At 40.8% G+C, this 25,125-nt stretch carries 28 protein-coding genes; 19 read left to right on the plus strand and 9 right to left on the minus strand.

Annotated features, from left to right (window positions below; translation table 11 throughout):
• The first annotated feature begins 70 nt into the window (after positions 1-70).
• The 7 genes from FXV77_RS21230 (at position 71) to FXV77_RS21260 (ending at position 7,978) form a co-directional block, all read left to right on the plus strand.
• The gene (locus FXV77_RS21230) at positions 71-1,339 is read left to right on the plus strand and encodes a Gfo/Idh/MocA family oxidoreductase (protein WP_148921255.1); all 1,269 of its coding nucleotides are present in this window, start codon (positions 71-73) and stop codon (positions 1,337-1,339) included.
• 18 nt (positions 1,340-1,357) lie between these two features.
• Positions 1,358-4,753 (plus strand): DUF1080 domain-containing protein, encoded by a 3,396-nt coding sequence (locus FXV77_RS21235; RefSeq protein ID WP_148921256.1) that lies wholly within the window; start codon positions 1,358-1,360, stop codon positions 4,751-4,753.
• 107 nt (positions 4,754-4,860) lie between these two features.
• Positions 4,861-5,553, plus strand: coding sequence for a DUF421 domain-containing protein (locus FXV77_RS21240; protein ID WP_148921257.1), 693 nt, complete (start codon positions 4,861-4,863; stop codon positions 5,551-5,553).
• Between the two features lie 152 nt (positions 5,554-5,705).
• Positions 5,706-6,365: a response regulator transcription factor gene (locus FXV77_RS21245; protein WP_148921258.1), complete on the plus strand. Its 660-nt coding sequence runs from the start codon at positions 5,706-5,708 to the stop codon at positions 6,363-6,365.
• Positions 6,366-6,378: 13 nt separating this feature from the next.
• The gene (locus FXV77_RS21250; RefSeq protein ID WP_187444209.1) at positions 6,379-6,915 is read left to right on the plus strand and encodes a CinA family protein; all 537 of its coding nucleotides are present in this window, start codon (positions 6,379-6,381) and stop codon (positions 6,913-6,915) included.
• A gap of 116 nt (positions 6,916-7,031) precedes the next feature.
• Positions 7,032-7,220, plus strand: coding sequence for a CsbD family protein (locus tag FXV77_RS21255; RefSeq protein ID WP_130140620.1), 189 nt, complete (start codon positions 7,032-7,034; stop codon positions 7,218-7,220).
• 236 nt (positions 7,221-7,456) lie between these two features.
• Positions 7,457-7,978 carry a YciE/YciF ferroxidase family protein gene (locus tag FXV77_RS21260; protein ID WP_148921260.1) on the plus strand — a complete coding sequence of 174 codons (522 nt, stop codon included), beginning with the start codon at positions 7,457-7,459 and terminating at the stop codon, positions 7,976-7,978.
• 40 nt (positions 7,979-8,018) lie between these two features.
• Here the strand turns inward: FXV77_RS21260 and FXV77_RS21265 are convergent, their stop codons facing one another.
• Entirely contained in the window at positions 8,019-9,056 is a 1,038-nt protein-coding gene (locus tag FXV77_RS21265) for a DNA topoisomerase IB (protein WP_148921261.1), read from the minus strand.
• Between the two features lie 9 nt (positions 9,057-9,065).
• Positions 9,066-9,314, minus strand: coding sequence for a DUF7218 family protein (locus FXV77_RS21270; protein ID WP_148921262.1), 249 nt, complete (start codon positions 9,312-9,314; stop codon positions 9,066-9,068).
• A gap of 239 nt (positions 9,315-9,553) precedes the next feature.
• Here FXV77_RS21270 and FXV77_RS21275 point away from each other — a divergent pair, with 239 nt between their 5' ends.
• From FXV77_RS21275 to FXV77_RS21290, 4 genes are all read left to right on the plus strand, one after another.
• Complete coding sequence (locus FXV77_RS21275) at positions 9,554-9,739, plus strand: hypothetical protein (RefSeq protein ID WP_148921263.1); 186 nt, start codon at positions 9,554-9,556, stop codon at positions 9,737-9,739.
• 84 nt (positions 9,740-9,823) lie between these two features.
• Positions 9,824-10,030, plus strand: a complete 207-nt coding sequence (locus FXV77_RS21280) for a hypothetical protein (RefSeq protein ID WP_148921264.1) — start codon at positions 9,824-9,826, stop codon at positions 10,028-10,030.
• Positions 10,031-10,069: 39 nt separating this feature from the next.
• Positions 10,070-10,960, plus strand: a complete 891-nt coding sequence (locus tag FXV77_RS21285) for an SDR family oxidoreductase (protein ID WP_148921265.1) — start codon at positions 10,070-10,072, stop codon at positions 10,958-10,960.
• Between the two features lie 39 nt (positions 10,961-10,999).
• The gene (locus FXV77_RS21290; protein WP_148921266.1) at positions 11,000-11,254 is read left to right on the plus strand and encodes a hypothetical protein; all 255 of its coding nucleotides are present in this window, start codon (positions 11,000-11,002) and stop codon (positions 11,252-11,254) included.
• A gap of 26 nt (positions 11,255-11,280) precedes the next feature.
• Here the strand turns inward: FXV77_RS21290 and FXV77_RS21295 are convergent, their stop codons facing one another.
• Positions 11,281-11,859: a PhnA domain-containing protein gene (locus tag FXV77_RS21295; RefSeq protein ID WP_148921267.1), complete on the minus strand. Its 579-nt coding sequence runs from the start codon at positions 11,857-11,859 to the stop codon at positions 11,281-11,283.
• 92 nt (positions 11,860-11,951) lie between these two features.
• On the opposite strand from FXV77_RS21295, the gene ypfJ reads away from it, so the two are divergent.
• Entirely contained in the window at positions 11,952-12,809 is an 858-nt protein-coding gene (ypfJ, locus tag FXV77_RS21300; RefSeq protein ID WP_148921268.1) for a KPN_02809 family neutral zinc metallopeptidase, read from the plus strand.
• Between the two features lie 6 nt (positions 12,810-12,815).
• Here the strand turns inward: ypfJ and FXV77_RS21305 are convergent, their stop codons facing one another.
• The 3 genes from FXV77_RS21305 to FXV77_RS21315 form a co-directional block, all read right to left on the minus strand.
• Positions 12,816-13,790: a LuxE/PaaK family acyltransferase gene (locus tag FXV77_RS21305; protein WP_394344155.1), complete on the minus strand. Its 975-nt coding sequence runs from the start codon at positions 13,788-13,790 to the stop codon at positions 12,816-12,818.
• Positions 13,791-13,830: 40 nt separating this feature from the next.
• Complete coding sequence (locus FXV77_RS21310; RefSeq protein ID WP_148921269.1) at positions 13,831-14,511, minus strand: hypothetical protein; 681 nt, start codon at positions 14,509-14,511, stop codon at positions 13,831-13,833.
• 111 nt (positions 14,512-14,622) lie between these two features.
• Entirely contained in the window at positions 14,623-15,243 is a 621-nt protein-coding gene (locus tag FXV77_RS21315; protein ID WP_148921270.1) for a fibronectin type III domain-containing protein, read from the minus strand.
• Between the two features lie 189 nt (positions 15,244-15,432).
• Between FXV77_RS21315 and FXV77_RS21320 the strand changes: the two genes are divergently transcribed.
• Positions 15,433-15,786, plus strand: coding sequence for a hypothetical protein (locus FXV77_RS21320; protein WP_222867848.1), 354 nt, complete (start codon positions 15,433-15,435; stop codon positions 15,784-15,786).
• A gap of 54 nt (positions 15,787-15,840) precedes the next feature.
• Here the strand turns inward: FXV77_RS21320 and FXV77_RS21325 are convergent, their stop codons facing one another.
• The 3 genes from FXV77_RS21325 to FXV77_RS21335 form a co-directional block, all read right to left on the minus strand.
• Complete coding sequence (locus tag FXV77_RS21325) at positions 15,841-16,845, minus strand: AraC family transcriptional regulator (protein ID WP_148921272.1); 1,005 nt, start codon at positions 16,843-16,845, stop codon at positions 15,841-15,843.
• A gap of 103 nt (positions 16,846-16,948) precedes the next feature.
• On the minus strand, positions 16,949-18,277 hold the full coding sequence (locus FXV77_RS21330; protein ID WP_148921273.1) for an HlyD family efflux transporter periplasmic adaptor subunit: 1,329 nt from the start codon (positions 18,275-18,277) through the stop codon (positions 16,949-16,951).
• Positions 18,278-18,281: 4 nt separating this feature from the next.
• Entirely contained in the window at positions 18,282-20,465 is a 2,184-nt protein-coding gene (locus tag FXV77_RS21335; protein WP_187444211.1) for a peptidase domain-containing ABC transporter, read from the minus strand.
• Between the two features lie 144 nt (positions 20,466-20,609).
• On the opposite strand from FXV77_RS21335, the gene FXV77_RS21340 reads away from it, so the two are divergent.
• The 6 genes from FXV77_RS21340 to FXV77_RS21365 all read left to right on the plus strand — a co-directional run.
• On the plus strand, positions 20,610-21,347 hold the full coding sequence (locus FXV77_RS21340) for an IspD/TarI family cytidylyltransferase (protein ID WP_148921274.1): 738 nt from the start codon (positions 20,610-20,612) through the stop codon (positions 21,345-21,347).
• Between the two features lie 81 nt (positions 21,348-21,428).
• Positions 21,429-22,283, plus strand: coding sequence for a T6SS effector amidase Tae4 family protein (locus FXV77_RS21345; RefSeq protein ID WP_148921275.1), 855 nt, complete (start codon positions 21,429-21,431; stop codon positions 22,281-22,283).
• A 9-nt stretch (positions 22,284-22,292) separates the two neighbouring features.
• Positions 22,293-22,925 (plus strand): WG repeat-containing protein, encoded by a 633-nt coding sequence (locus FXV77_RS21350; RefSeq protein WP_148921276.1) that lies wholly within the window; start codon positions 22,293-22,295, stop codon positions 22,923-22,925.
• Positions 22,926-22,970: 45 nt separating this feature from the next.
• Positions 22,971-23,870, plus strand: coding sequence for a hypothetical protein (locus FXV77_RS21355; RefSeq protein WP_148921277.1), 900 nt, complete (start codon positions 22,971-22,973; stop codon positions 23,868-23,870).
• Positions 23,871-23,888: 18 nt separating this feature from the next.
• Entirely contained in the window at positions 23,889-24,731 is an 843-nt protein-coding gene (locus FXV77_RS21360; protein WP_148921278.1) for a hypothetical protein, read from the plus strand.
• 42 nt (positions 24,732-24,773) lie between these two features.
• Positions 24,774-25,125, plus strand: a 352-nt coding sequence (locus tag FXV77_RS21365) for a hypothetical protein (RefSeq protein WP_148921279.1), incomplete at its 3' end; no start/stop codon positions are given.

Below are 25,125 nucleotides of genomic sequence, written 5' to 3' on the forward strand. Positions count from 1 at the left end.
TTCAAAATATAGGAGTAGAATCTCAAATCATAAAGAATATTTAAAACCTAATTTAATTAATTAAACAAGCATGAGTGAAAACAAAACATCAAGACGTAATTTTCTGAAGAAGACGTTGATTGGTGCGGCAGCTTTTACCATAGTTCCCCGGCATGTGCTCGGCGGTAAAGGTTTTTTGGCGCCCAGTGACCATTTAACTAAGGGGGTAATCGGTGTAGGAGCCATGGGAAGAGGGCATTTCAAATATGCGGGTACAAAAACAGTAGCGATTTGTGATGTCGACACCAGGCACTTAGCATTGGCACAAAAGGCCCTTGGTGGAGGAGTAACAGAACATCACGACTTTCGGGAATTAATTCAAAATCCAGAAGTAGATATTGTACATATAGCGACACCTCCACATTGGCATGGTCTTATGGCAGTAGAAGCAGCCCGTTCGGGCAAAGATATCTGGTGTGAAAAACCCATGACACGAACGATTGGGGAAGGTAAAAAAGTAAAAGAGGCAGTAGCCCAACACGGAAATATTTTTAGATTAAACACCTGGTTCCGCTTTGATGCCAACTTTTATGGCATGAATGTACCGGTCAAAAAGATCAAGAAATTAGTGGACACGGGGATGTTGGGATGGCCGTTAAAAGTGACGATTAGTAAACATACCGGATTTGATTGGAAATTTTATTGGGTAGGAAGGGAAGATTTACCTGTAGAGCAAGCTCCAAAAGAATTGGATTACGAAATGTGGCTAGGACCTGCTCCGCATAAACCCTATAGCACGCACCGTGTACATACCACGTTTCGCGGATATTGGGATTACGATGGAGGCGGGTTAGGCGACATGGGGCAACATTATCTGGATCCTGTTCAATATTTTCTAGGCAAAGATGAAGAAAGTCCGATAAAAATTGAAGTCGATGCACCTCAACAGCATTCGGACGCAGTCGGCACCTGGAGAAAAATTACCTACACCTATGCCGATGGATGTCAAATCGTGTTGGATGGTGCAGGTACGGAAGAAGGATTGGCGTATATCGAGGGACCGAAAGGGAAATTGTATAAAGGATTCGTGTCCGATATTCCTGATATGGAGCGGAAACTAGCACAATATCCCGATCCTGCTCCACAGATGACCGATTTTGTGGAAGCTTGCCGCACAAGACAGAAATTTGCGTTGAATGAACAAAATGGTTATTATTCGGCTACGTTGGTTAACTTAGGATTGGCTGCATTACGTTTAAACCGAACGCTGAAATTTGACTCCGAAAAACAAGTGTTTGTGGATGACGAAGCAGCGAACAGATTAATTGATCAACCTATGCGCGGTCCTTGGATTATCTAAATCAACCTATTTGAAAAAATGAAGAAAGTATTTAATACGTTATCAGCACTGTTGCTTATACAAGTTGCGGCTTATGCCCAACAACCGGCAAACAGAACTTCAGCAACAAAAATTGCAGATGTGCTAGCGCAACAACCGGCTGAAGAAATAAATAAATTTACAGCTGCCATGAAGGAACTGCAAAACTTCACGGCGGAGGATGTAGCGAATCTACTTGCAGGTTTGAAGCCGCAGGGAGGAAATAATGCGGCAACAGAATATGCGGCCAATTCTTATTCCTTTTATGTTATGCAGCCTGGTATGGAAGCCCAGCGCGAGGTTTTTTCCAGAGGACTGATATTGGCGTTGGATAGGCTGCAAGACAAAGACAACAAAGGTTTTGTATTGCAATTAATGAAGCAAGCTTCGAAAAACGAAGCTATCGATGTGCTTGTTCCGTACTTGAAAGATGAATATCTAGTAGATAAAGCGGCATTGGCACTCAATGGTATCCGTACGCCAGAAGCAGCTCAGGCGTTGTCCAGTGCTTTAGCATCTTCGGCATCGGAAAAATCAACAACAGCAATCGTAGGTGCGTTGGGCGATCTGCACTCAAAAAATGACGAAGAGGCCATTATCGCTACGTTAGCACAATATACGTCGGAAAATTACCAACGGAACGCGTATACGGCATTGAGTAAAATTGCCGGTACTAAATCGGCCCCTGTTTTTCTAGCAAAGCTAAAAGAGGTCAATTATCAATTTGATAAAACCAATATTGGGGGACTTACATTGGACTACGCCAACAACCTGTTGGACGAAGGACAGCAAAAACAAGCCATTTCGATAGCGAATAAAATTGCCAAAGAAGCCGCAAAAGCAGAAGCGCCGACATTACAGGTTGGAGCATTAACCTTATTAACAAAAGCAAACCCCGCAAAAACGCGTAAGCAGTTGATGAAGGCAGCTACGAGCAGTGAACCGCTGTATCGCGCTGCAGCATTGAATCTGTTGGCGGAAAACGGGACAGATGCCGATACTAAAAAACTAATCGGTACGTTACGGAAATCCTCACCGGAGGTGCAGGAAAGTATACTGAACTACCTGGCCTCTGAAGGCACAGAAGCACTCGTGCCAGACGTCAAAAAATCATTGGGTAACCTAAAATATACGACGGCAAAAATTGCCGGCTTAAATACACTTTCTAAACTATCTAGTGACGGTAGTACAGATTATTTGATTTCAGAGTTGCCAAATGCTGATGAAGCAACGACACAAGCTATCGAAGCATTGCTTTTGTCTTCAAAAGATGCAGAGGTCGTTGAAAAAATAAACAACGCGGTTGCAGGGGCAGATGCGAAAACACAGTTGGCCCTGCTTAAGGTTTTGGCAACCCGTACAAATGCGAATTCATCTAAAGTGGTTTTACCACTGTTGACAGCCAGCGATAACAATGTGAAAGTAGCTGCATTGAAAGCATTGCCAAACGTGGTAGGTCCTGAAGATGTCGATGCGTTGGTTAGCGTACTGACGAATGCTTCAGAAAGTGATGCCCGTTATGTACAGGAGGCTTTAGTTATAGCGTTGAACGCACGTAGTGATAAGGGCGCGAAAATAAGTCAGTTGGCTGTAGAGACATCGCGAAATCCGTCGCCAGCTTCGGCTAAACTTTTTCCGGTATTTGCAGGTGTAGGTGGAGGGGAATCGTTGAAAACAGTTGAGGGCTTCTTGAAGAATAATGAACTCAAAAATTCAGCCGTACTTGCGCTTGCGAGCTGGTCCAACCCAGAAGCATTGCCGGTGTTGATAGCATTGTCCCGATCTGAACGTGTTAACGAACACTTTGGCGCTATTTTTAACGGTTTGATTAAGCATATCAACGCGAGTGATCATACCAATGAGCAGAAAACACTGTTATTAAAAGATGCATTTGAGCTTGCAGAAAGTACAGCGCAAAAACGGGCGGTATTGAGCAGCTTGCAAGCAACAGGTACTTTTCAGGCATTGATGTTTGCAGCAAAATACATGGACGATAAGGACTTGAAAGGTGCTGCGACAAATACGGCGATGAATATTGCTACGGACAGTTATAAATATATCGGAAAGGATATCCGTGATATTTTGAACAAAGCAATGGAGAATTTGACGGGTAGCGAAAGCTCCTATTTGCGGGAAGCCATCGTCCGTCATTTAACGGAAATGCCGTCAGGAGAAGGCTATGCATCTATCTTTAACGGCACAGACCTAACGGGTTGGAAAGGGCTCGTAGCGAATCCGATCAAGCGAGCGGCTATGTCACCAAAAGAGTTGGAGCAAAAGCAAGCTGCAGCAGATAAAAAGATGCATGACAATTGGAGAGCGGTTAAGGGCGAACTTGTTTTCTCCGGCGAAGGAGATAATATCGCTACCGTGAAGCAATATGGCGATTTTGAGATGCTGGTAGATTGGAAATTGGATCCTAATGGGAAGGAGCCGGATGCCGGTGTTTATCTTCGTGGTACGCCACAGGTACAGATATGGGATATCTCTCGCACGAATGTAGGTGCAGAAGTAGGATCTGGTGGTCTGTACAATAACAAGAAACATCCATCTACGCCGTTGAAAGTGGCGGACAATGCATTGGGTGAATGGAATACATTTAAAATCCGTATGGTGGGCGATAACGTATGGGTATGGTTAAACGGTGAGTTAGTTGTCGACAATGTAACACTTGAAAATTATTGGGATCGTAACCAATCTATTTTCCCGGTTGAACAGATCGAGCTTCAGGCACACGGTTCACAAGTATGGTATCGGGATATATACGTAAAAGAGTTAGCACGCAAAGAAACATATACGTTAAATGATAACGAAAAAAATGAAGGCTTTGAAATGCTATTCGATGGTAATAATCTCGATAAATGGACAGAAACACCCGCTTACGAAGTAACAACGCAAGGCTATATCAGAGCGAATCCCGATGCTAAGTTTGGCAAAAACCTCTACACGAAGGAAGAATATGGCGATTTTGTATATCGTTTTGAATTTAAACTGACGCCCGGCGCCAACAATGGTGTAGGTATTCGTACGCCGTTAGAAGGAGATGCTGCGTATGCAGGTACGGAGATACAGATTTTAGATAACGATGCAGAGATTTATAAGAATCTCAAAGAATATCAGTATCACGGGTCGGCTTATGGGATTATACCCGCAAAGCGCCAAGGCATGAAGCCGATAGGCGAATGGAATGAACAGGAGATTCGTGTACAAGGAGACAAGATTAAAGTGACGCTTAACGGCGTGGTTATCTTGGATGGCGATCTTGCAGCGGCCTCAAAAAATGGAACCTTGGACGGTAAAAAACATCCCGGATTAAGTAAAAAATCGGGGCATATCGGTTTTCTCGGACACGGTTCAGAAGTTTTTTTCAGAAATATACGTATAAAGAAACTTTAGTATAAATATTTATTAAAAAGCCGAAAGGAGCTGCTAAAACAAGCAGCTCCTTTTTTGGTGCAAACTATTTTGTATCTGCCTTGTATTATTGATATAATAAATAAAATATGTTTTACATCGATATCAAAAACTTGCTAATAGAAAGTATGGAATGGCATTTTATCGGGGAAATAATCGTACGTACAGCCATCATGTTTTTAATGATCGTACTCGTACTCCGCCTATCAGGAAAAAGGGGAGTACGCCAGCTTACCTTGTTTGAAGTAGCTATTATATTGGGGTTAGGGTCTGCTGCGGGTGACCCCATGTTCCAAGAGGATGTACCCATTTTTCACGCATTGGTTGTTTTTGCCGTCGTTATGACAATATACAAAACATTAACGTGGCTAGCGTCCAAATCACTTTCCGTCCACCGTATTCTGGAGGGACGGGAGATGACCGTGGTCGAAAACGGGATGTTTGATGTAAAAAAGGAGAAAGACAATGATTTTTCTACGATGGAATTTTTTGCGGAATTACGTAATCAATCCGTCGAACATCTGGGGCAGATCAGAACGGCCGTATTGGAAACTGATGGTACCATGAGTGTGCTGTTTTATGCGGATGAAGACGTGAAATTCGGCTTGCCGTTATTTCCCGAAGCTTACCAAGAAGCTGATTTATCTACTTATACTGGTGTGCTAGCTTGTATGCATTGTGGGAATATACAGCAACATGATACTGTTCTGAAAAATCGGGTATGCTCTCGTTGCAAGCATGATAAATGGGCTATAGCATTGAACACGATCCGGAAAGCATAAAGATATGCTGAAAATACGCTCAAAGTAGCGTTCGGCGGTTTATATAAATGATTTTTTTTAGTGTAAATGGGTAAATAGATAAACTATTAAAGGGACTTAGTTGTTGAACAATCAGTATCAATGAAGAACAAAGTAAAGGTTTGAAGATAAAAATGGAAAAGACGAAAATATTATTGGCGGAAGATCATCTAGTGGTCAGAAATGGTATTAAGCTGCTTCTGGAATCTCAAGATAATTTTGAAGTCGTCGGAGATGTAGGCAGTGGTAAGGAAATATTGGATATGATAGCAGCTGGGGTGGAAGCGGATATTTTGATTACTGATTTGACCATGGATAACGTGGATGGATTGCAGCTGATTAAAGAATTGAAACAGAAGAATATTGGGATACGTGTGATTGTGCTAACGATGTTGGACGAGGAACAGTATGTGGCGCAAAGTTTCCAATTTGGAACGCGGGCATATCTCGTAAAAAATGTCACGGCAGATGAAATGCTTTTTTGTATAAACCATGTGGCCAAAGGAGGGCGTTACTTATGTGAAGAGCTCACCATGAAACTGGTGGATAAACTTATTAACAAGGAAGAGGCCCAATCTTATAAAATAGATCCGGCGGACTTGTCACTTTCCTCACGCGAGCTCGAAGTACTGGAGCTGCTAGGCGAAGGGTTGACGAATCTGGAAATATCAAAGAAATTGTTTTTGAGCAAACGGACAGTAGAGGGGCATAGGCAAAGCTTAATTGATAAAACAAAATCAAAAAATACACCGGCATTAATCAAATTTGCTATTCAAAACGGATTACTGAGATAAGTTTATGGATGATATGATGATAACGCCTGTTACCGAGATTGACGAAAAAGCTTTAGCCGCGTGCGGAGAATTTTTTCAAAACCGAGGTTTAAAACTACTGTGTGCCGAAAGTATGACAGCGGGATATTTAAGTACGCTATGGTCGTTGGAGTATCACAGCGGTGATTATTTTTTAGGATCGTTGGTCTGTTATGATGATCAGTGCAAAACACAACTGCTTGCCGTTCCAAAAACTAAAATTGAAAAATACTGTGCGGAGTCCGCGGTAGTGACCTTGCGTATGTTAGATGGATTGACGAGGGGCGCTATTCCGGATGCTGATGTGTTCATTAGTGTAACGGGGTTGGCTTTTAAAACGAACAATCCAAAGCAGAAAAGAGAAATAGGCACGGTGTATTATGCTTTTCAATATAAAAAAGAAAAACGAATCTATAAAAAGCAATTTTCCGGAGATCCCAGTGCTATACTCATTCAGACCTGCAACAGCATATTTACGGATTTGATTATCTGGCTCTCCGTAGTGGCTAAAGCGTCAAAAAAAAGCAAATGATATAGGGAAAAATAGAATAAATATGGAATAGGAAAAAGATGTTTTTTTAAAAATCGTAGAACAAAAATGAGATCGGTTGGTTCTATAGGTATACAATATATTAAAAGGAGGAAATAATGAATAAATTAACATGGAAAGGTCGTTGGAACGAAGTAAAAGGGAAAGTTAAACAGCAATATGCAGATTTAACAGACGACGATTTATTATATGCAGAAGGTAAGGAAGACGAATTGTTAGGAAAGTTGCAAAAGAAAACAGGAAAGACGAAAGAGGAAGTAGAAGACTGGTTGAATAATTTGGATTAATTACACGAACCTGTTTTGTAATTCAGCTAACAAGGATGTTGGATGAAAAGAGGCTGTCTTGATTGGGACAGCCTCTTTTTTTGATATCATATTTCTTTTTAATAATTAATTACGCGTTTATACGGTTTAGCGTCGCCTTTTTACTCTTGTAATCAGGTATTACTACGGAAATTAAAAAAGATCCGAACCAACGGAGTAATTGGATGTTTTTATGTTGTAAGTAAACAACGATAGTTATGGCACAGACAAAAGAAAATGGCAATATGCCAAATGCACATTTACACGAGCTCTTAGTAGATGAAATGAGAGACATTTTGGGCGCGGAACGCCAACTGTTAAAAGGTTTGAAGAAATTAGCCAATGCAGCGGAAAGCCCAACACTTAAGAAAGCGTTTGAAGAACATTACGAACAGACGGAAAATCATGTTGAACGTCTAAAGTCCGCTTTTTCCAGCTTAGGGTTAAATGCGCGGGGTAAAAAATGCAAGGCTATGGAAGGTCTTTTAAAAGAAGCTGAAGAGATTATCGAACAATTTGAAGATAGTCCAGAGGTAGTAGATGCCGCATTGATCGCTGCAGCACAAAAAGTAGAACACTACGAAATTGCAAGTTATGGATGTGTTGTTACCTACGCAAAATTGATGGGACACACAGAAGTAAAGGAATTACTTGGACAGACCTTGGCGGAGGAAAAAGAGACCGATGAATTATTGACCAAGATAGCAATGGAAGAAGCTAATGTGGGAGAAACTGCTTAAAGCATAGAAAAAGGCCTGTAAAATTTTACAGGCTTTTTTTCTATTTAAGACATAACAATTTCATTAATCGGTTATGTATCATTTTATCGCTAAGCTTTTGTTTGCGTTGGATCGATGTTATCCATTTATCGAGTTCCGCACTTTCGTAGGCTGATAAGATTTTCGGATGAATGTAATAATTCCGCGTAACGGTTCTTGTATTGCCTAGTTCCTGTGCAACGTAGTCGATGATGTTGATGATATTCTTTTTTCGCTCCGTGATCGTACGGGGAAGAGTTAGCGTTGTGATATAAGACAACGCCAATAAACAGCCATTCCATGTCCGAAATGTTTTGCAACTAACTTCGGACAGCATCGCTTCTTTCAGATAAGCGTTGATAGTACCCGAATCAAGTGGCTTTATATTTCCTTCCTCGTCGTAGTATTGGAAAAGCCCCTGTCCGGGGATATCTTTCACTTTCGCCAAAGCCCTGACTAACGCTTTTTCACGCAGATAACACTGTTGAACTACACCTTTTTTGCCTACGAATTTAAAGAATATTTTATTGCTGGAAATTTGTTGGATATGCTTATTGCGTAAGGTCGTCAGCCCGTAGGAACCATAGTTTTTTTCATAATATCTGTTTCCCGTCCGGAAAGAAGTTTTATCCATAATGGCTATGGCCAGTGCACAAACTTTATCGCAGGATAATTTCTTTTTTCGTAAATCTTGCGATACCTTTTTTTTCAAAAGTGGAAGTTTATTTCCGAATGTGAAAAGATCCGCAAATTTTTTCTCACTTCGTAAAGCCATCCATTTTGGATGATACTTGTACTGCTTTCGATTGTTAGCGTCAAGACCAGTCGCCTGCAAATGTCCGTTTGGAGATGCGCAAATCCAGACTTCCCGCCAAGCAGGGGGTAGTACCAATGCGTGTATACGGGATAATATCTGCTTGTTTTTAATTGGCTTTCCTTCTTTGTCTAGATATAGAAAAGAACTCCCCTTAGCTTTTCGAGTATACCCTTTTTCTTGTGCAGAAGAATAGCGAAGACCGGATTCTTCCAATTCCAGTAATGCTTCCTGTTTGGTGTCCATTGTCGTTTGTCAATGGTTTCGGATGGCATTAATAAGTGCTGATTTGGTCATCTTGTGACGGCCCGTAATGCCAATCTTCTTTGCCTCTTGCAATAATTCTTCTTTTGTGCGGTCGTCCAATGGATTGGCCTTTCCTCCCTTTTTACTGGCATTAGGTGTGTTGGCTATTCGCGCTGCCTTCTCTTTGCTCATTCCGTCGTCGCGTAAGGCTTCATATTTCTTATCGTCTTTAATAGACTTTCCGTGGTTTTTTGCCATGATAGTATATTTTTAGTTATCTCGAAATCTTGTAGAGTGAACCTTCTTAGCTTGGAATATGTTTTGGGTTTTTATACGGTTTAATGTGACTAAAATACTTGCTTGTAGATTAAGTGATCAGTTTTCTGCGTATAAATACTTGTTATTTATCGATTTCCAAACTTAAATGTTAAATGGTTTGTTTTTATGTCAGTAGGATAAGAAGAGTGAGAAAAGAGTAAATATTAAAAAATAAAGTTATGGAAGATAATAGAGAACAAAACGAAATGGAAATGGATGAGTCCATGCACGGTGTGCCACGGAAAGAGGTCCCCGAGGTTGCAAAAGAAGAGCCTGATGATAAGCCAGCGGCTCGAACCATTCAATGGACGATTGTTATTGCTGTCATTATCCTCGCTATTATTTATTTTGTATTTTTCTATTAGCAGCTTCTACTAAGCAAAAAAATAATACCAAAATGATAGTATTAACAGAACATAAAAGTAAAAAAACGAAAAGATAAAATTATCATGAAAAAGCTTATTTTTTATACGCAATTATTTGCAGCTGCAGGTTTACTATATGCTTGTGGCGGGAATCAGAGAGAGAACATACAGGATACTCCGATAGAACAAGATATGCCATTAGATGACGGGATTATACCTATTGATTCGCTAGAACGCGACAGTTTGGACACCGTTGAGCAAATGATGCCGACTCCTCCATTAAATGAGTAATGTTATATCGCGTATAATAATCACCTAACATAGTGCTATATGAATACATATAAAAAAGGCAATCCGAAGGATTTATACCCGAAACCTCCTTTTCCAAAACAAAGTCAGGATCCGCCAGGAGTGACGTCTGCGATGCAGCCACGACCTGATCATGGTGAAGACAGTTACATCGGATGTGATACATTAATTGGCAAGGTTGCCATTATAACAGGAGGAGATTCGGGCATTGGGAAAGCTGTTGCGATAGCCATGGCGCGTGAAGGAGCGGATGTTGTTATTTCCTATAAGGATGATATGGAGGACGAAGATGCATTTGATACCCGTGATTGGGTGCAACGTTCAGGGCGTACCGCATTGCTTTTTAAGGGAAATATAAGGAACGAATTTTTATGCAAAAGGATTGTCGATGAGACGGTAGCTAAATTTGGTAAAATCGATATATTGGTGAATAACGCAGCTTATCAAATGAGTTATAAGGGTGTGGAAGATATTTCAGAAGAGGAATGGAATAAAACGTTTCAAGTGAATATGAGCGCTATGTTCTACTTTGTAAAATATGCAAAGAAACATATGCCTCCTGGTTCGTCTATTATTAACACCACATCTGTGAATGCCTATAAACCCAATCCTAGTTTGTTGCCTTATGCCGCTACGAAAGGGGCCATCCAAAACTTTACATCTGGCTTGGCGCAAATGTTTTTAGAGGATGGGTCAGGAATCCGAGTGAATGCCGTAGCTCCAGGGCCCGTATGGACACCGTTAATTCCCAGTACAATTCCTGATCATGAGAATTTTGGAGAGGATACACCTATGGGCAGGCCGGGACAACCGGCTGAAATAGCACCGGTGTATATATTTCTGGCATCGGATGCCGCTTCGTACGTCTCGGGCGCTACTATCCCAGCAACTGGAGGACGAGCAACGATTTAATTAGGATAGGATAAATTTTTTAATCTTTAAAAACAAGTTATGATCAATAACAGAAAATATATCGCCGCTTTAATGGCTATTACACTCTTTTTTTCTTGTTCGGGCGGGAGTGACAACTCTTCTGATACAGATACGGTAGCCTCTCCCGGACCGGTGAGCGAGATGGATAGATCACGGTATAACCTTAACGAACCCGATGAAATGTTGCATGAAATGCAGGATTCTGTAGGAATGGGAACGGATACATCGGGTTTGCCAGCAGACAAAAATAAGATAGATTCGCTGATCGACTAATATAAGGGCTCAAGCAGTGTATCTTGTTATCCTTTACGTAGGTATTTGGTTAAGATAACAATCGTCTGCCCCTCTATTTTGCCTTCGATTTGTTCTGGATTGTCTGGCACTAAACGGATGTTTTTGACAACTGTTCCCAGCTTAGCTGAGAGCGAAGATCCTTTTACATCCAGCGTTTTAACGAGTACAACGGTATCTCCTTCATAAAGGCGGGTACCGTTGCTATCTATATGAAATTGTACGGTTCCTTCTTGTTCATGATCACCCGTCTTTTTTGCCCACTCCAGGTTGTCATCATCAAGATACAAAATGTCAAGATTGTCGGATGCCCAGCCCTCATGTCGCATTCTGCTCAGCATACGCCATGCTACTACCTGTACCGCCGGGTATTCAGACCACATTGTTTCAGAAAGTACTTTCCAATGCTCAGCGTCCAGTTGTTCCCTCTTTTCGATCTGATCTAGACAGGTATTGCATAGATAAATAACATTATCTGCTGTTTGCTGATCGGAAGGAGGAACCGTATATATAGACAACCCTGACGAACGATGACATAACTCACATGTATTGTTGCTTCTTTCTATTAATTGCGGTTCTAAAGACATAATTACGGGATTGAACTGCGAAAATACGAAAAAATAAGGATATACATTCTTTGTAAATATTTTGTAATATTGAAACGTAAACAGATAAAATTATGAAATGGCAAGGCGGCCGTAGAAGCGGCAATATAGAAGATAAAAGAGGTATGAGCGGCGGACAGAAGCTGACGCTTGGTGGAATCGGTGGTGTCATCGTGCTGATTATTGGTTTTTTGCTGGGGGGAGATCCAGAACAGTTATTGAATCAGATGCAGCAAACAGCCCCAACAGAACAAGGCGAATACCAGTCCACTCCGGAAGAAGATCGTTTGATAGATTTTGCTGATGTTGTTTTAGGAAGTACAGAAGATGTCTGGAAAAATATTTTCGCAGCTAATGGATCAGATTATCCGGCTACGATGTTAACCGTCTATAATGGTGCCGTAGAAACCGCAGGATGCGGTGTAGGGCAATCGGCTTTTGGGCCATTTTACTGTCCGGGAGACCAAAAGATATACCTGGATTTAAGCTTTAACGAAGAGTTGTCAAAGAAATATGGAGCAAAGGGAGAATTTGCTTTAGCTTATGTGATTGCGCACGAAGTGGGACATCATGTACAAAACGTGCTAGGCGTATTGGAGCAAACCAACGCTATGCGAGCAAAAATGAGCGAGCGCGAATATAATAAAGTATCGATCATGACCGAGCTACAGGCAGATTTCTATGCGGGTGTTTGGGCACATCATGTCAAAAACTACTCGAATATCGAATTGACCTATGAGGATATTGTCGATGGTATGCGTGCGGCAGCGGCAGTAGGTGATGACCACTTACAGGAGCAAGCACAGGGACATGTCAATCCCGAATCATTTACCCATGGTACCTCAGAACAGCGTGTGCAGTGGTTTAAAAAAGGTTATGATACTGGAGATATAAATGCAGGAAATACATTTAATGATCCGAGTTTGAAGTGATTTTAATCACTGTACCAGCAAATTACATCCTCGGATATCACTATTATCAAAGCGTCCCAAGATCTCAAATCGATCGTCTGTGTGTCGCTTCCCTAAATCCTGTGTGGCAATGAAGGAACAGGAATAATAGTTGGCTAAATCAATGATATTGATAGCGCCTGTTTTTCCTTGTTCGATCAGGCTTAACGGATCGTTGGTGTCGCGCATCAAAACTTTCATCCAGGGTGGTGTTTGAAAAATCCCGTTTCCAAAGGAATAACCCTGAGAAAGTAACTCGGTCATGCCGTATTCCGAATGTATATTTTCTACTCCGAAGCCTGCTGCAAGAATTTGATGCAGCTCTTCCCGTATCATTTCCTTCCGCTTCCCTTTCATACCACCCGTTTCCATCACCATAAGATCGGGAAAATCAATTTGGTATCGTTCGCAGAAATCCAGAAGCGCATACGTTACGCCGATCAAGAGCGTTTTTGTACCGCGTTGTTTCAGTTTATGAAGTGTGTTAAATAAGTCTTCGTGGTTGTATAAAAAATAACCCGACGATGGCTGTTGGCTTCGCTCGATTAAATCATCGACCATATAGATCAATGATGAACCCGAGCGTTCGAGATAAGAGGGGAGGAGGGCTAGCACAGCTATATTTTCCACCTCGCCATAAAACTGTTGAAAACAAGACCGAAAGCTGTTTTCGTACCAAGCGACTTCGGCTACATGGTGCTTGCTTGTGATCATGCCGGTTGTACCCGAACTGGTAAACGTAATTTCAGCTTGATGTCCGGCAGCAATTATTTGTTGCGTTTTAAAAAAATCGATCGGTAAAAAAGGAATCTGTGTGTAGTGACTAATACCTGTTTTTCCTTTGCCTAGCAGATCTACGTATTTGCTGTATACAGCACATTGATCTTTTTGATAGCGGTATACTTCTAAACAAACCTCGTTAAATGTGTCCTCGTTATCAATCGAAAAAATACGTTCTTGCATACCCATATTGTTACGCACAAATATACGTATCACTTAGAACTTATCCTTCATCACCCCAAATACTGTTCAGCTTTTGCGTGGCTTTCATCAGCTGCTCTACGTTCTGCAGACTTGTGCTGTAGTGTTGGTAAAATGTATTGTACGATTGGATATAATCATCCAGGAGTGCATATACAGCGGTGAGTGTTTGGAGAAACTCCTGTAGATCCTTATCTAAGGATTTAATATCTGTTTCCCGGTCTTCATGAAATTTAAAAATATCGTCTAAGATGCTAAAATTAAGTGGGTCGATGGGTTTGCTCGATTTGAAGTAAGTATTGGTTAAATCCGTATATTCTGAATCCAGCACCGCTACGTTATCGTAAAATTTGATGATGCGTTGATGCAATTTGCGTACTTGCAGGTAAAAGTCTCGCAGTTCTACTTGAAACCGGATTTCAATGTTATGTATGATATCCACATCCGTGAGATCAACCTGTTTAAGGTAATATCCCCACATCTCTTCCAGCTCCTCCCGTTCATAATCGATATCATGCAATTGATTTTGCGCAAGAAAAACTTCTCCTCTTGCTTTTTCGAAACGCAGTTTCATCCGCCACGTGTTGTCGTGTGCCGTGCGGTAGTCCAGTAATGCCTGCCGCTCCGAATCCATAAAATAACGTTCTTTCTTGGATTTGTAAGTGATGTCACGTAGTGGATGATGTATATAGATGGTCTTCATGTCGGTTGTTTGAGTTTTAAAAATACGTAAATAAAATCGAAATAGGAATATGCTATTCGTGAAATAAGGTATTCTGATGCTTGTCGTGCACCAGAATACCTTATTTAAGCATTAAACTACGAAGCAACGCACCGTTTCACTGTAATTGGGGGTAGGATCGGTACCCAGATAAGTCACACGGAACTCGTACTCTTGCCGCTCTTCCAGACCCTGGACCGCGGTTCTGGATTTGGTGCTTAAGACAGGTGTCCACCCATTCATACTTTCGGCCTTGCGGAACTCGAACTGATAAAACCTTGCCGGTTTCCAGGGATCGACACGAAGATGTACCGAGTTAGTACCGGTGTGTTTCACTTCGGCTCTTAAGTCGTTTGCTTTTGGCGACATACCGATAGGTGGTTGTACGGTACTTCTGTTCGGCATAAATCCCGAAGCCAAAATAAGGTTCGGATCACCATTGGCCACTGTTTCCACGTAGAGCGAGTAGCGGTAAAGCACCTGTTTCAGTACCTCCGCCTGTTGGTTTTTGATGACCACCTGTCGCATATCGCGATAGGCTGCTTCCGTTAGACCGTTTCGATAGGCACCGATCGCAACTTCGAGTTCGACGATAGTTTCTGCGGCATCTGCGAAAAGATCCGCATTGTCTTTGGATTTCTGTAGTACGTTTTCTGCGTACGTCAACAGCTTTGTCGCTGTTCCGATTTTTGAAGATAATGTAGGCTTTGCCATAATCATAAAATTAAAGTGTTAAAAAAATATTTATTTGTCGGGTCAAATATAGAATAGGTGCTCAGCGAACTTGGGGTCTCTACGTGCAAACTTTTCCGCACAAGTGTGCTTTTTGCTTGCACTTTTAGTCACCAGGAGGCAAAATCTGCTAAAAATATTGGTTTAAGAAGCAAGGAAGCTGTTTTTGTGGTGAGTGTATACTTACCGTTAAGTATACCTGATGAGGCAAAAGTTATATTCAATGAGCAGAAAGTTAAACCCAGTGAGACGAAAAGTATACAGGATGATTTAAACAGTATACCGGAGGACGTACCGCATATACGCGATAACCTGTCTGCTATTCGTGATGTCGTAAAAAATAAATGCAAAGGGCTAATGCGTATACCTTTCGTGACAAGGGTTGTGCCTGCTACGATAAATGATGTAGATTCCAGTCGAACATATATACTCGCTGAAAGAAAAGCTATTCTTGATAAGACAGCGTATATAGGTAATGTGATAAATGGTATAGCGGATAGGGCAGAAAATATTCCTAATGGTTAAATAGGTATCCGGGTGTACTAAAAAGTAGGTTTAAAACGGGTAATTTGTATGGATTTATCGCTTATATTTAAAGGAAACATTGCCCTGAATAGCGATGCGGTATTCATTTGGTCCCTTGCCAAAACGTTTTTTGAACAGCCGGCTGAAGTGTTTATCGGAGGCAAAATGGCAGTCAAAAGCGATACTGGCTATCGTATCTTGCGAGTCCCTTAAAATATCGCGTGCCAGCACAAGGCGTAATTCCTGCAGATAGCCCATGACCGAAAAGGGTCTGTTTTCAAAACTATTATACAATTTCCGTACGCTGACGTGCATGGCATTCGCCACCATTGCTGTGTTCATATCCTCCTCCCGGAAATTTTCCTGAATATACCGGGTCGCTTTATAATATAAGGTAATCAACGTATCTTCCTGTGGCTTTTCGGGTGCTTTCAAATCCTGGAAAACGAGATTAAATAACCGCAAATTCCAAGCTGCCAAGCGAAAAGAAAGGCTAAAAGGACGGAATTCAAAGCGGTTTAACGAATCCAATGCCGCCATTAATTTAGCTTGAATAGCGGTCTGACCAAGGAGCTGTTTACGTTTAATTCCATCTGTGGTGTCGAGTTTCCCTATATCTTGCAGTAACGGATACTCGGCAGCTAGATCGGGCCAATGATGTTCGGCGATACCAAGCAGGAAGAACCAATTCTTGCCGGGGTCTAAAGAAAGACTTTTCTTTTGATTATACAGATGATAGCAGTATACGATACCGTCCTTTACGTAGAGCGCTGGTGTTATCTCTATCTTTCCGCTGCCTAAAAATTGAATGAGGATCCACAGATAGTTGTCTTTTGTTTCGATGCTAAACCGATAGGGCTGATTCTGCGGTGTATGTTTAAATTCAAACCAGCAAAAATCTCGATTGTGGTATTTTCTGTAGTAATCTTGCGAAGCTTGATCTATGCATACCGTAAGAGGTGATTCTTCTTGCAACATCGTATCCGAAGCAGGTAAGAAAGCTAGATAGCCATTGTATTTTTTAGTTTCGACGTTTTTTCTTGCTGAAGAATCGATCATCCACGTAGACGTTTTTCAATTGTTAGTTTGTGCTAATTCCTATGTCGTTACAAACAAATATAGGAATGTAATTGCAAGCGACCAGTTTTTTAAACTCAATAAGTTATATGGCAGAAAGTGATGGTTGTTTCTCGGAAAGCATATACCGGATATTGTCAAAGGCCCTTTCAATCAGCATTCTTTTCTTCGTCACGATTTCGGCAATACCTTTCAATTCGTATTTAAATTCTAGTTTGTTTCCGTAATTAGTAATGAGTTCTCCTGGGAGTCCAACGTGAACCAAATAAGATTCAATATCGCCTTGTTGAGTTCGTTGTGTGTTAGTAACGAGGGATATGTCACGCACTGTCCCTGTCAACGATCCAAATTCATTAAAAGGATAGTTATCTAATTTGATGATAACTTCCTGTCCGATCTCCACCTTTCCAGCACCTATATTCGGGAGCCTCACCTGCGCAACAATCTTATTGTTAGAAGGTACAATAGAGAAAACGGGTTCTCCGGATTGCACAAAATAGTTATTATTCCAAAAGTCAAGATACTGCAAATTACCGGTTTGCGGTGTTCGAAAGACAAACACTTCGTCAAATTGTTTTAGCGTAGCTTTCAGTTCATGAAATGTCGAACTTAACGTTAGATAAAGGTTTTTTTCAATTTCCTCCTTTTTAATTTCGGTCTCATTGATCGCATTTTGCGTTTTGAATATTTCGAGCATGATCTGCGAAGCTTCATTTCTAGTGTTGACATCGCTGAACACCGCGTTGAGCTGATTCATTTTGTTTCTTTCAAATTCCGCTACGCTGATGACCCGTTTGGACAGAAGGATTGAGTCCCGTTCAGCGAATCTTCCCAGAATATCGAGATTATTACCGGACAACGCTGCTTTCTCTTTTGTCTTTTCCAATAGTGTATATTGTTCATGCAACAGACTTTTATACGTACGAATCTGATGATCGTAGAGGTTGTTTACGTAATAATTTTTGTATTGTTGCATGGCATTCAGAAACGTATAATATACATTGTTTATAGAACCTAGATATACCTTTCGTGGAAAATCACTTAAAGCTAACACTTCATCCATATTGGTGATGTCTACGTCCTTTAAAAGTTCAGAAATATGGAGAATATCTTGCATATTGGCTGGATTATCCAGATAGCCTAGCACTTCATCCTGTTCCACTGATTGCAGATTTTGTTTCAGAAGGATAATTTTTCCAGCATGATTACTGAAAATCCTCATTGCCGGTGTTTCGGTATTGATGGTTGCCGTACCGATCTGTATGTCCGGATAACTAATGAGAAACCCCAACACTAGCAGGATAGATACTATCGCTGTCGCTATAATAGTTACCTGTACGCCGAATCTGTTTGGCATTCGGTTGACGATATGATCAACCTCCTCCGTTCTTTTAATCTCTTTTCGAACTTCCATAATATTAAGCAAAGGCTGTTTGTGTGGTTACGAGCTCACAATAATATCCGTTTTTAGCCATCAAACTTTCGTGTGTTCCTATTTCGATGACTCGTCCGTCCCGCATAACGACAATCTGATCTGCGTCTTTAACTGTACTGAGTCGGTGTGCCACAACGACCACTGTTCTTCCGATAAATGACTGTTGGAGTGCCTCTACAATCTTTCTTTCATTGATCGTATCAAGTGAATTGGTCGCTTCATCTAAAAAAAGAAATTCCGGGTCTTTGTACAAAGCTCTGGTAATTAATATACGTTGTTTTTGTCCTCCGCTTAACCCTCGTCCGTCTTCTCCTGTTTTGGTATCATACCCTTTTGGCATGGATTCGATTTCTCCTGCGATATTTGCTACAGCAACGGCTTTTCTGAATTTGTCAAAATCGATGTGTTCATCTCCTAAAACAATATTGTTGAGTATCGTGTCACTGAAAATCTTTCCGTCCTGAAGAACGACACCACATTTGGAACGCCAATAATGCAGTGGAATATTCTTGATATTGAGATTACCTATGCTAATCTCGCCGTCAGACGGTTCATATAGTCTCAGAATTAGTTTCAGCAATGTGCTTTTACCGCTACCACTACTTCCAACAATAGCGGTAACCTTCTTTTCTGGGATTTTGAGTCGTAGATCTCGGATGACAGGAGGTGTCTTAGGTGCATACTGAAAATAGACGCCTTTTATTAAGATGTTTTTTTTCTCCGGAAGCAGGATGTCGTTGAAGGATTCCAGAGTTTCCTCATCGTTCAATTGATGAATTTCGTTGATTCTCATTAAGGAGATTTTTGCCGATTGAGCCGAAATAATAAACTGGATAAATTGTTGTATAGGCGCATTTAGCATACCGATGATAATCTGTGTAGAAATCATTACACCGAATGTCATGTCACCACTGATCACAGCTTTTGCACAGAAAATAGTAATCAGTACATTTTTGAATCCCTGGATAAACTGACCACCCTGATTCTGGTAATTGGTTATCGATGTGAGTTTTAAATTCACTTTATATAAGCGAGCCTGTAGATTCTCCCATTTCCAGCGTTTCGCATTCTCATAATTGTTTGTTTTGATGTCTTGCATGCTGGATATCGTTTCTACCCAATAACTTTGGTCTTGTGCCATGAGGCTGAAATAGTTCGTGTCCAATCGCTTTCTTATAGCCAGAAAAGCGAGTACCCAAAGAAAATAAAGTAAACTTCCGGCAGCGAAGATTAAGAAGATAAGCTTATTGAATATCCCTAAGATAATAGCAAAAACAATAAAGGTAAGGGTGGAAAATATGAGGTTTAAGGAATTGCCCATAATAAATTCACGTACCCTTTGATGGTCAGAAGCACGCTGCAGGATATCGCCGATCATTTTGTTTTCAAAGAAAGTGATGGGAAGCCGCATAAGTTTGACTAGATAGTCGGAAATTAATGAAATATTCACACGGCTCGTCAGATGAAGTATAATCCAATCCCTTACAGCATTAGAAAAGGTAGTGGCTAATAATATACAAACATTAGCGATGAGCATCATGTTGATGAAATTCAAATCGGAAGTACCGATGCCCACATCTATTATGGCCCGGGTAAGAAATGGAAGTGTGGCCTGTAACCCTGTTACAAGGAGCATGATAATCATCAGATTTGTAATATTACTTTTATAGGGAGCAAAATATCGTAATATAGATCCAAAGGAACGGTTAGACTTTGCATCATCGTCGTGATGAATATCATGGAAGTTAGTTTCCGGTTCCAGACCGATAAGCACGCCTTTTTTGGTGTCCGGTTGGTACCAGTTTTTAGCGAACACTTTATGCTCATAGGATATCAACCCTTTAGCCGGATCAGATAGATATATTTTTTTAGCCGAAATTTTATAAATCACGACAAAATGATTTTGTCTCCAATAGGCTATACAGGGCAAGGGGACATTTTCTACAAGTTGTTTTAGCGATACCTTGACTGCTCTTGCCTTAAGACCTATTCTCTCCGCACCATGAATTATATTTAGAATAGAAACCCCTTCTCGTGTCGTACCACATAAATTCCGTAAAAAAGCTAAGGAGTAGAACCGGCCGTAATGCTTGGCTATCATTTTTAGACAAGTTGCCCCACAATCCATTTTATCTAATTGAAAATCTGAAGGAAATCGTTTAAACACGTAGGTTTATTTTTATCAATAGTTAAGTTAGTAAATAATGGCAAGCTAATGTTTATTTTACAATTTATACAGGTGTGAATTTAACGAAATATTTTCGAAAATAATTTTTTATTATATATTAGTTTAATATTTGAAATAACCATTATGAACAAGCAGCGATTTATTATTATTTTAGCTGGTGGGATAGGTGTTCGATTTGGCTCTTCCTTGGGGAAACAATACACCGAGATTGGAGGCAGACCTATTATTGTATGGACGATAGAGAAATATCTCCGTCTTTTTTCTATCGAGCATATTATTGTCGTCATAAACGAAAGCCATTTACTGTTATGGAAAGGTTTAACCAATGATTATGAGCATCTACGTCCTATTCAAACTGTCGTCGGAGGTGAACAAAGATTTCATTCCGTTAAAAATGCGTTGAATCATATCTCTTGTGCGGGAGATGATCTAATAGGCGTGCACGACGGGGTTCGACCGTTCGTATCGACGGCAACAATCAAAAATGCTTATGCAACAGCTGATGTTCATGGGTCGGGTGTTCCTGTTTTTGATAGTGTTAATACATTGAGAATTAAACAGGGTTCTAAGAATAATGCTATTGACAGAGCTACCATTAAAGAAGTGCAGAATCCCCAAGTCTTTAAATCCGCTATACTAAAAAAAGCATACCAACAACCGTATGAACCGCTGTTTTTGGATGATGCGACTATAGTCGAAGCAGATGGAAATAACATACATCTCAGCCGAGGTAATTACGAGAATATAAAAATTACACATCCACAAGACATTTATATTGCGGAAGGATTGCTTCCGCTTTATCATACCGACTTAAATGTTGACGGGGGATTAGATAAGAATGAAAGACATAAGGCTTTATAACACCAGAAAATATCCTGTCCAGCACATGATTTTTTTAGAGAGGGATAAAAAAGACAATTTATAAACACTAAATAATACAATATGAAAAGACAACCAATTTTAGATTTTTTCGACATTTCGAGTAATGTGGAAGAATTACCGAGAAACGAGCTGTTTAGACTACGAGGCGGCTACAGCGATGGTACGATCGACGGTGGTGAGCTGCCGGGAGTCGATGTTCCACCGCCGCCGGGTAGCCCAGATCCGGATGATGATCCCTGGGATTGGGGCGGAGATGATCCTCACGATGGCTGGGACGATGAGAACTCGGATATGGGCGGTGGTTCGGACACAGGAGGGAGCGGCTATGGTGGTGGTGGCACAATATATACCCCTCCGCCAACGAGTAATCCCGAACCAGAAGAGGGAGTTGCTCAACAAAATATTGATATAGAAAAACTCACGAATGCATTAAAAGCGGTTTACGAAACCAAAACATCACCTAATCTTCAGGAAATGGGCATATCACCTAGTCAATATATTGCAGACTGGATCGGAGGTAAGGTGCAATATAACTTTAATAATGATCCAGATTATAGAGACACGTGCGCGCTGACGCTTAGCCTGGTTTTGAATCTTATGGGAGATGGATATAATATCGAATACACTGAGGGTCAAACCAGTTCAGGGGATTTTAACAGAAATGGTGAAAATGAATGGTATTTTTATCGTGCGGAGGATATGCAGGACTACTTGACATCGAAATATGGCAATGCAGTCGAAGTAGGGCATATAGACAATATACCGGATGGGGCCCAAGGGTTTCTTTACTATGAACAGTTCGAGGGATATGATAGAAATTACAACCATGTAGATTACTGGGACGGAGGAAGTGTAATGGGAGGAACAGACTATAGTAATGCGGGAGGCAAGGTTTATTTCATCAGAACGAATTAATACTGTGTTATGATAAAGAAAATCGGGACAATCTTACTAATGCTGACAATATTGACCGCTTGCGCACAGCACACAGCCACGGACGATGAGGTACTTTATCTAAATGTGGATACTACGGGGCTTGAAAAATATAGTTATAAGAATGGGCGAGGAGATATTATCATCCCCGACGACAGGTATCTGCAGGTCTATACAGATACTATAAAAACGATCGGGTTTGCTACGAGAGGGGACGGTAATATCTGGGCTATCAATACAAAGGGAGAAGAACTGTTCAGGGCGTATCGGTTTGATAACGGACCGGATTATGTGCGCGACGGATTATTTAGGATGGTAGATGAAAATGGATTGATAGGCTTTGCCAATATGGAGGGCGAGATTGTGATTGACCCTCAGTTTCAACGTGTGGGATCTTTCTCCGAAGATCTTGCTTCTGTATGCCAGAATTGCATATTCGAAAAGCATGAAAACCCTAAAATTGGAAAGCTGCTGCAAGGTGCTTTCGGTTTTATCGACAAGACAGGCAAAATGATTATCAAACCTCAGTTCGATTTAGTATCTCGCTTTGAAAACGGAAAATGTAAAGTATGGAAAGACGGAAGAATGTTTTACATTAATAAAAATGGGAATGAAATTGATTGATTTGAGTATCTCGGATATTTTCTGTAAACCATAAATGAACGTAAAATGGAAAGACAACCAATTTTAGATTTTTTCGACATTTCGAGTAATGTGGAAGAATTACCGAGAAACGAGCTGTTTAGACTACGAGGCGGCTACAGCGATGGTACGATCGACGGTGGTGAGCTGCCGGGAGTCGATGTTCCACCACCGCCGGGTAGCCCAGATCCGGATGATGATCCCTGGGATTGGGGCGGAGATGATCCTCATGATGGCTGGGAGGATGATAATTCTGACAGTGGTGGTTGGTCTGATACAGGGGGAGGTTCGGGAGGTGGCGGCGGGTCGATATCTACCCCACCACCAGCTAATGATGATAGCAGTAATGACGAAGATGATACAGAGAACAACGACCCTTGGGAAAGAGATGAAAATGGGAATATTATCGGTGCAAAAACAGGTTATGAATTTTTAAATGACGACTATTTAATAACGTTAGAGGATGGTACAAAAAGCGGAGTAATCTTAAATCTAGCAGAAGTCAAATTACAGGCAAATGGAGTAGAAATAACAGTATATGAGGTGCAATCGGTGATTGATGCTGAACCTAATACACCTGTTAGGGCACCGATAGAATCTGAAAAATCTAATTGTTTTGGTTATGCTGTAGGTGATGGACAATATTGGTTCGAAGATAATCCGTCTACTTCTAACAATGAGTTTTCAGAGTTTAGTAAATTTGTAAATGCATTCTATGAACCGTGCTCGGCTTCAGAAGCCTCATTAGTTGTTTTGGATCATGGTGGGCCTTATCACGCAGGTCGTGTATACCATGATTCTAATGGAAATATAACATATGCAAGTAAAGATGGGGTAGGAGGAGTCCAAATAGGGTATAGTGAATCCGCTTTTAGAGGGACAAGCCATATCGATGGAACCGCCATTTATTATAAACTAAAGGATTGACGATAAAATAACGCTCTTATGAAGGGAATGATATTCACATTGTTTTTTATTTTGTTTATCACAACAAGTGCTATAGGCCAATTGCGACCGCTTCATGCGAATGACGTCAGCAAGCTAGAAGGGAAGTTTAATGTTACTGTCTCCGATACAGCAAACAATTCCTTTTTTTTACAGCATCCTGATATAAGGCAGGTATGGATAATCTATAGGAACAGACGTCCTGTGCGTATAACGCCGCTACTGGAACGATTTAGACTAGGAAGTATCAAAGGTGAGTCTTATGATTTGGAATACGAGGGGGATCAATATGCTTTTACATATAAATATGGAGAGATAAACTTCGTGTTGCCACAAAAAAAAGAGATAAATCTTAATCGAAAAGAAAAAAATAAAAAACATGAAATACTTCAAGCATTTGTATCAGAGGATTCTCTACAGTATCAATATGAACAGAGATCTCTACTGATTGATGTGAGTAAGGTTGACACAATCGGTGTTATCGGTAGAACTGCGGAATATTTATATGATTTAAATCGTGTTGCAAAACTTGTTGAAAAGCAGTTAATAAATAACGTCACTTCTGATCTTGATTCGGCAATTGTTTTTTCTTTTAAGATTGACAAACAAGGTTCAATGTCCGAGTTACAATTGGAAGCGGGAATACAATCTATTTTCTCAGATTGCGTTAAGCAACATGTTTTTTTTGACGAAAAAGGTAAGATAAAAAAGTGGAAGCCTGCCATGATATATACATCTGGACAAAATGTTGTCAGCAGAGTTAGAGTTTATGCAAGACTAAATGAAAACGGTAGTGTTCATATCTCAACAACTCCTAGACTTTTTCGTTTTTTGGCGAGGTAGGGTTGTTCAAGCAAAAAATTGACGTAGCGATATAATATATAGATGGAACATTATATCATCACAAGCGATATAGAGCTTTATAACACGAGGGACAAAACGAGCCCCATAAGAACCCGAAATCTCAAGTGTAATACGGAAAATTTTGTCCGAACATTTGGCGTGGACGTTTCGGAAGTCGAAAAAGATCTGTTTAGCGCCAATGTTACCGCTTGGGCACATTTTTACAAAAATTCTTCGGAGCCATTCTGTCTGATAACAGAGGAGAGTGCCGACCTACAGGTAAATCTGGAAGAGATGGACGTCGCGTTGCGGGAGATCAGCACTCCCTGGGATGTGCTGTTCCCGTATGACAAGATACATCATAAAGCCGAAAACCTTCCACTTTCGATAAGCC

The sequence above is a fragment of the Sphingobacterium phlebotomi genome (assembly GCF_008180195.1).
Classification (GTDB): domain Bacteria; phylum Bacteroidota; class Bacteroidia; order Sphingobacteriales; family Sphingobacteriaceae; genus Sphingobacterium; species Sphingobacterium phlebotomi.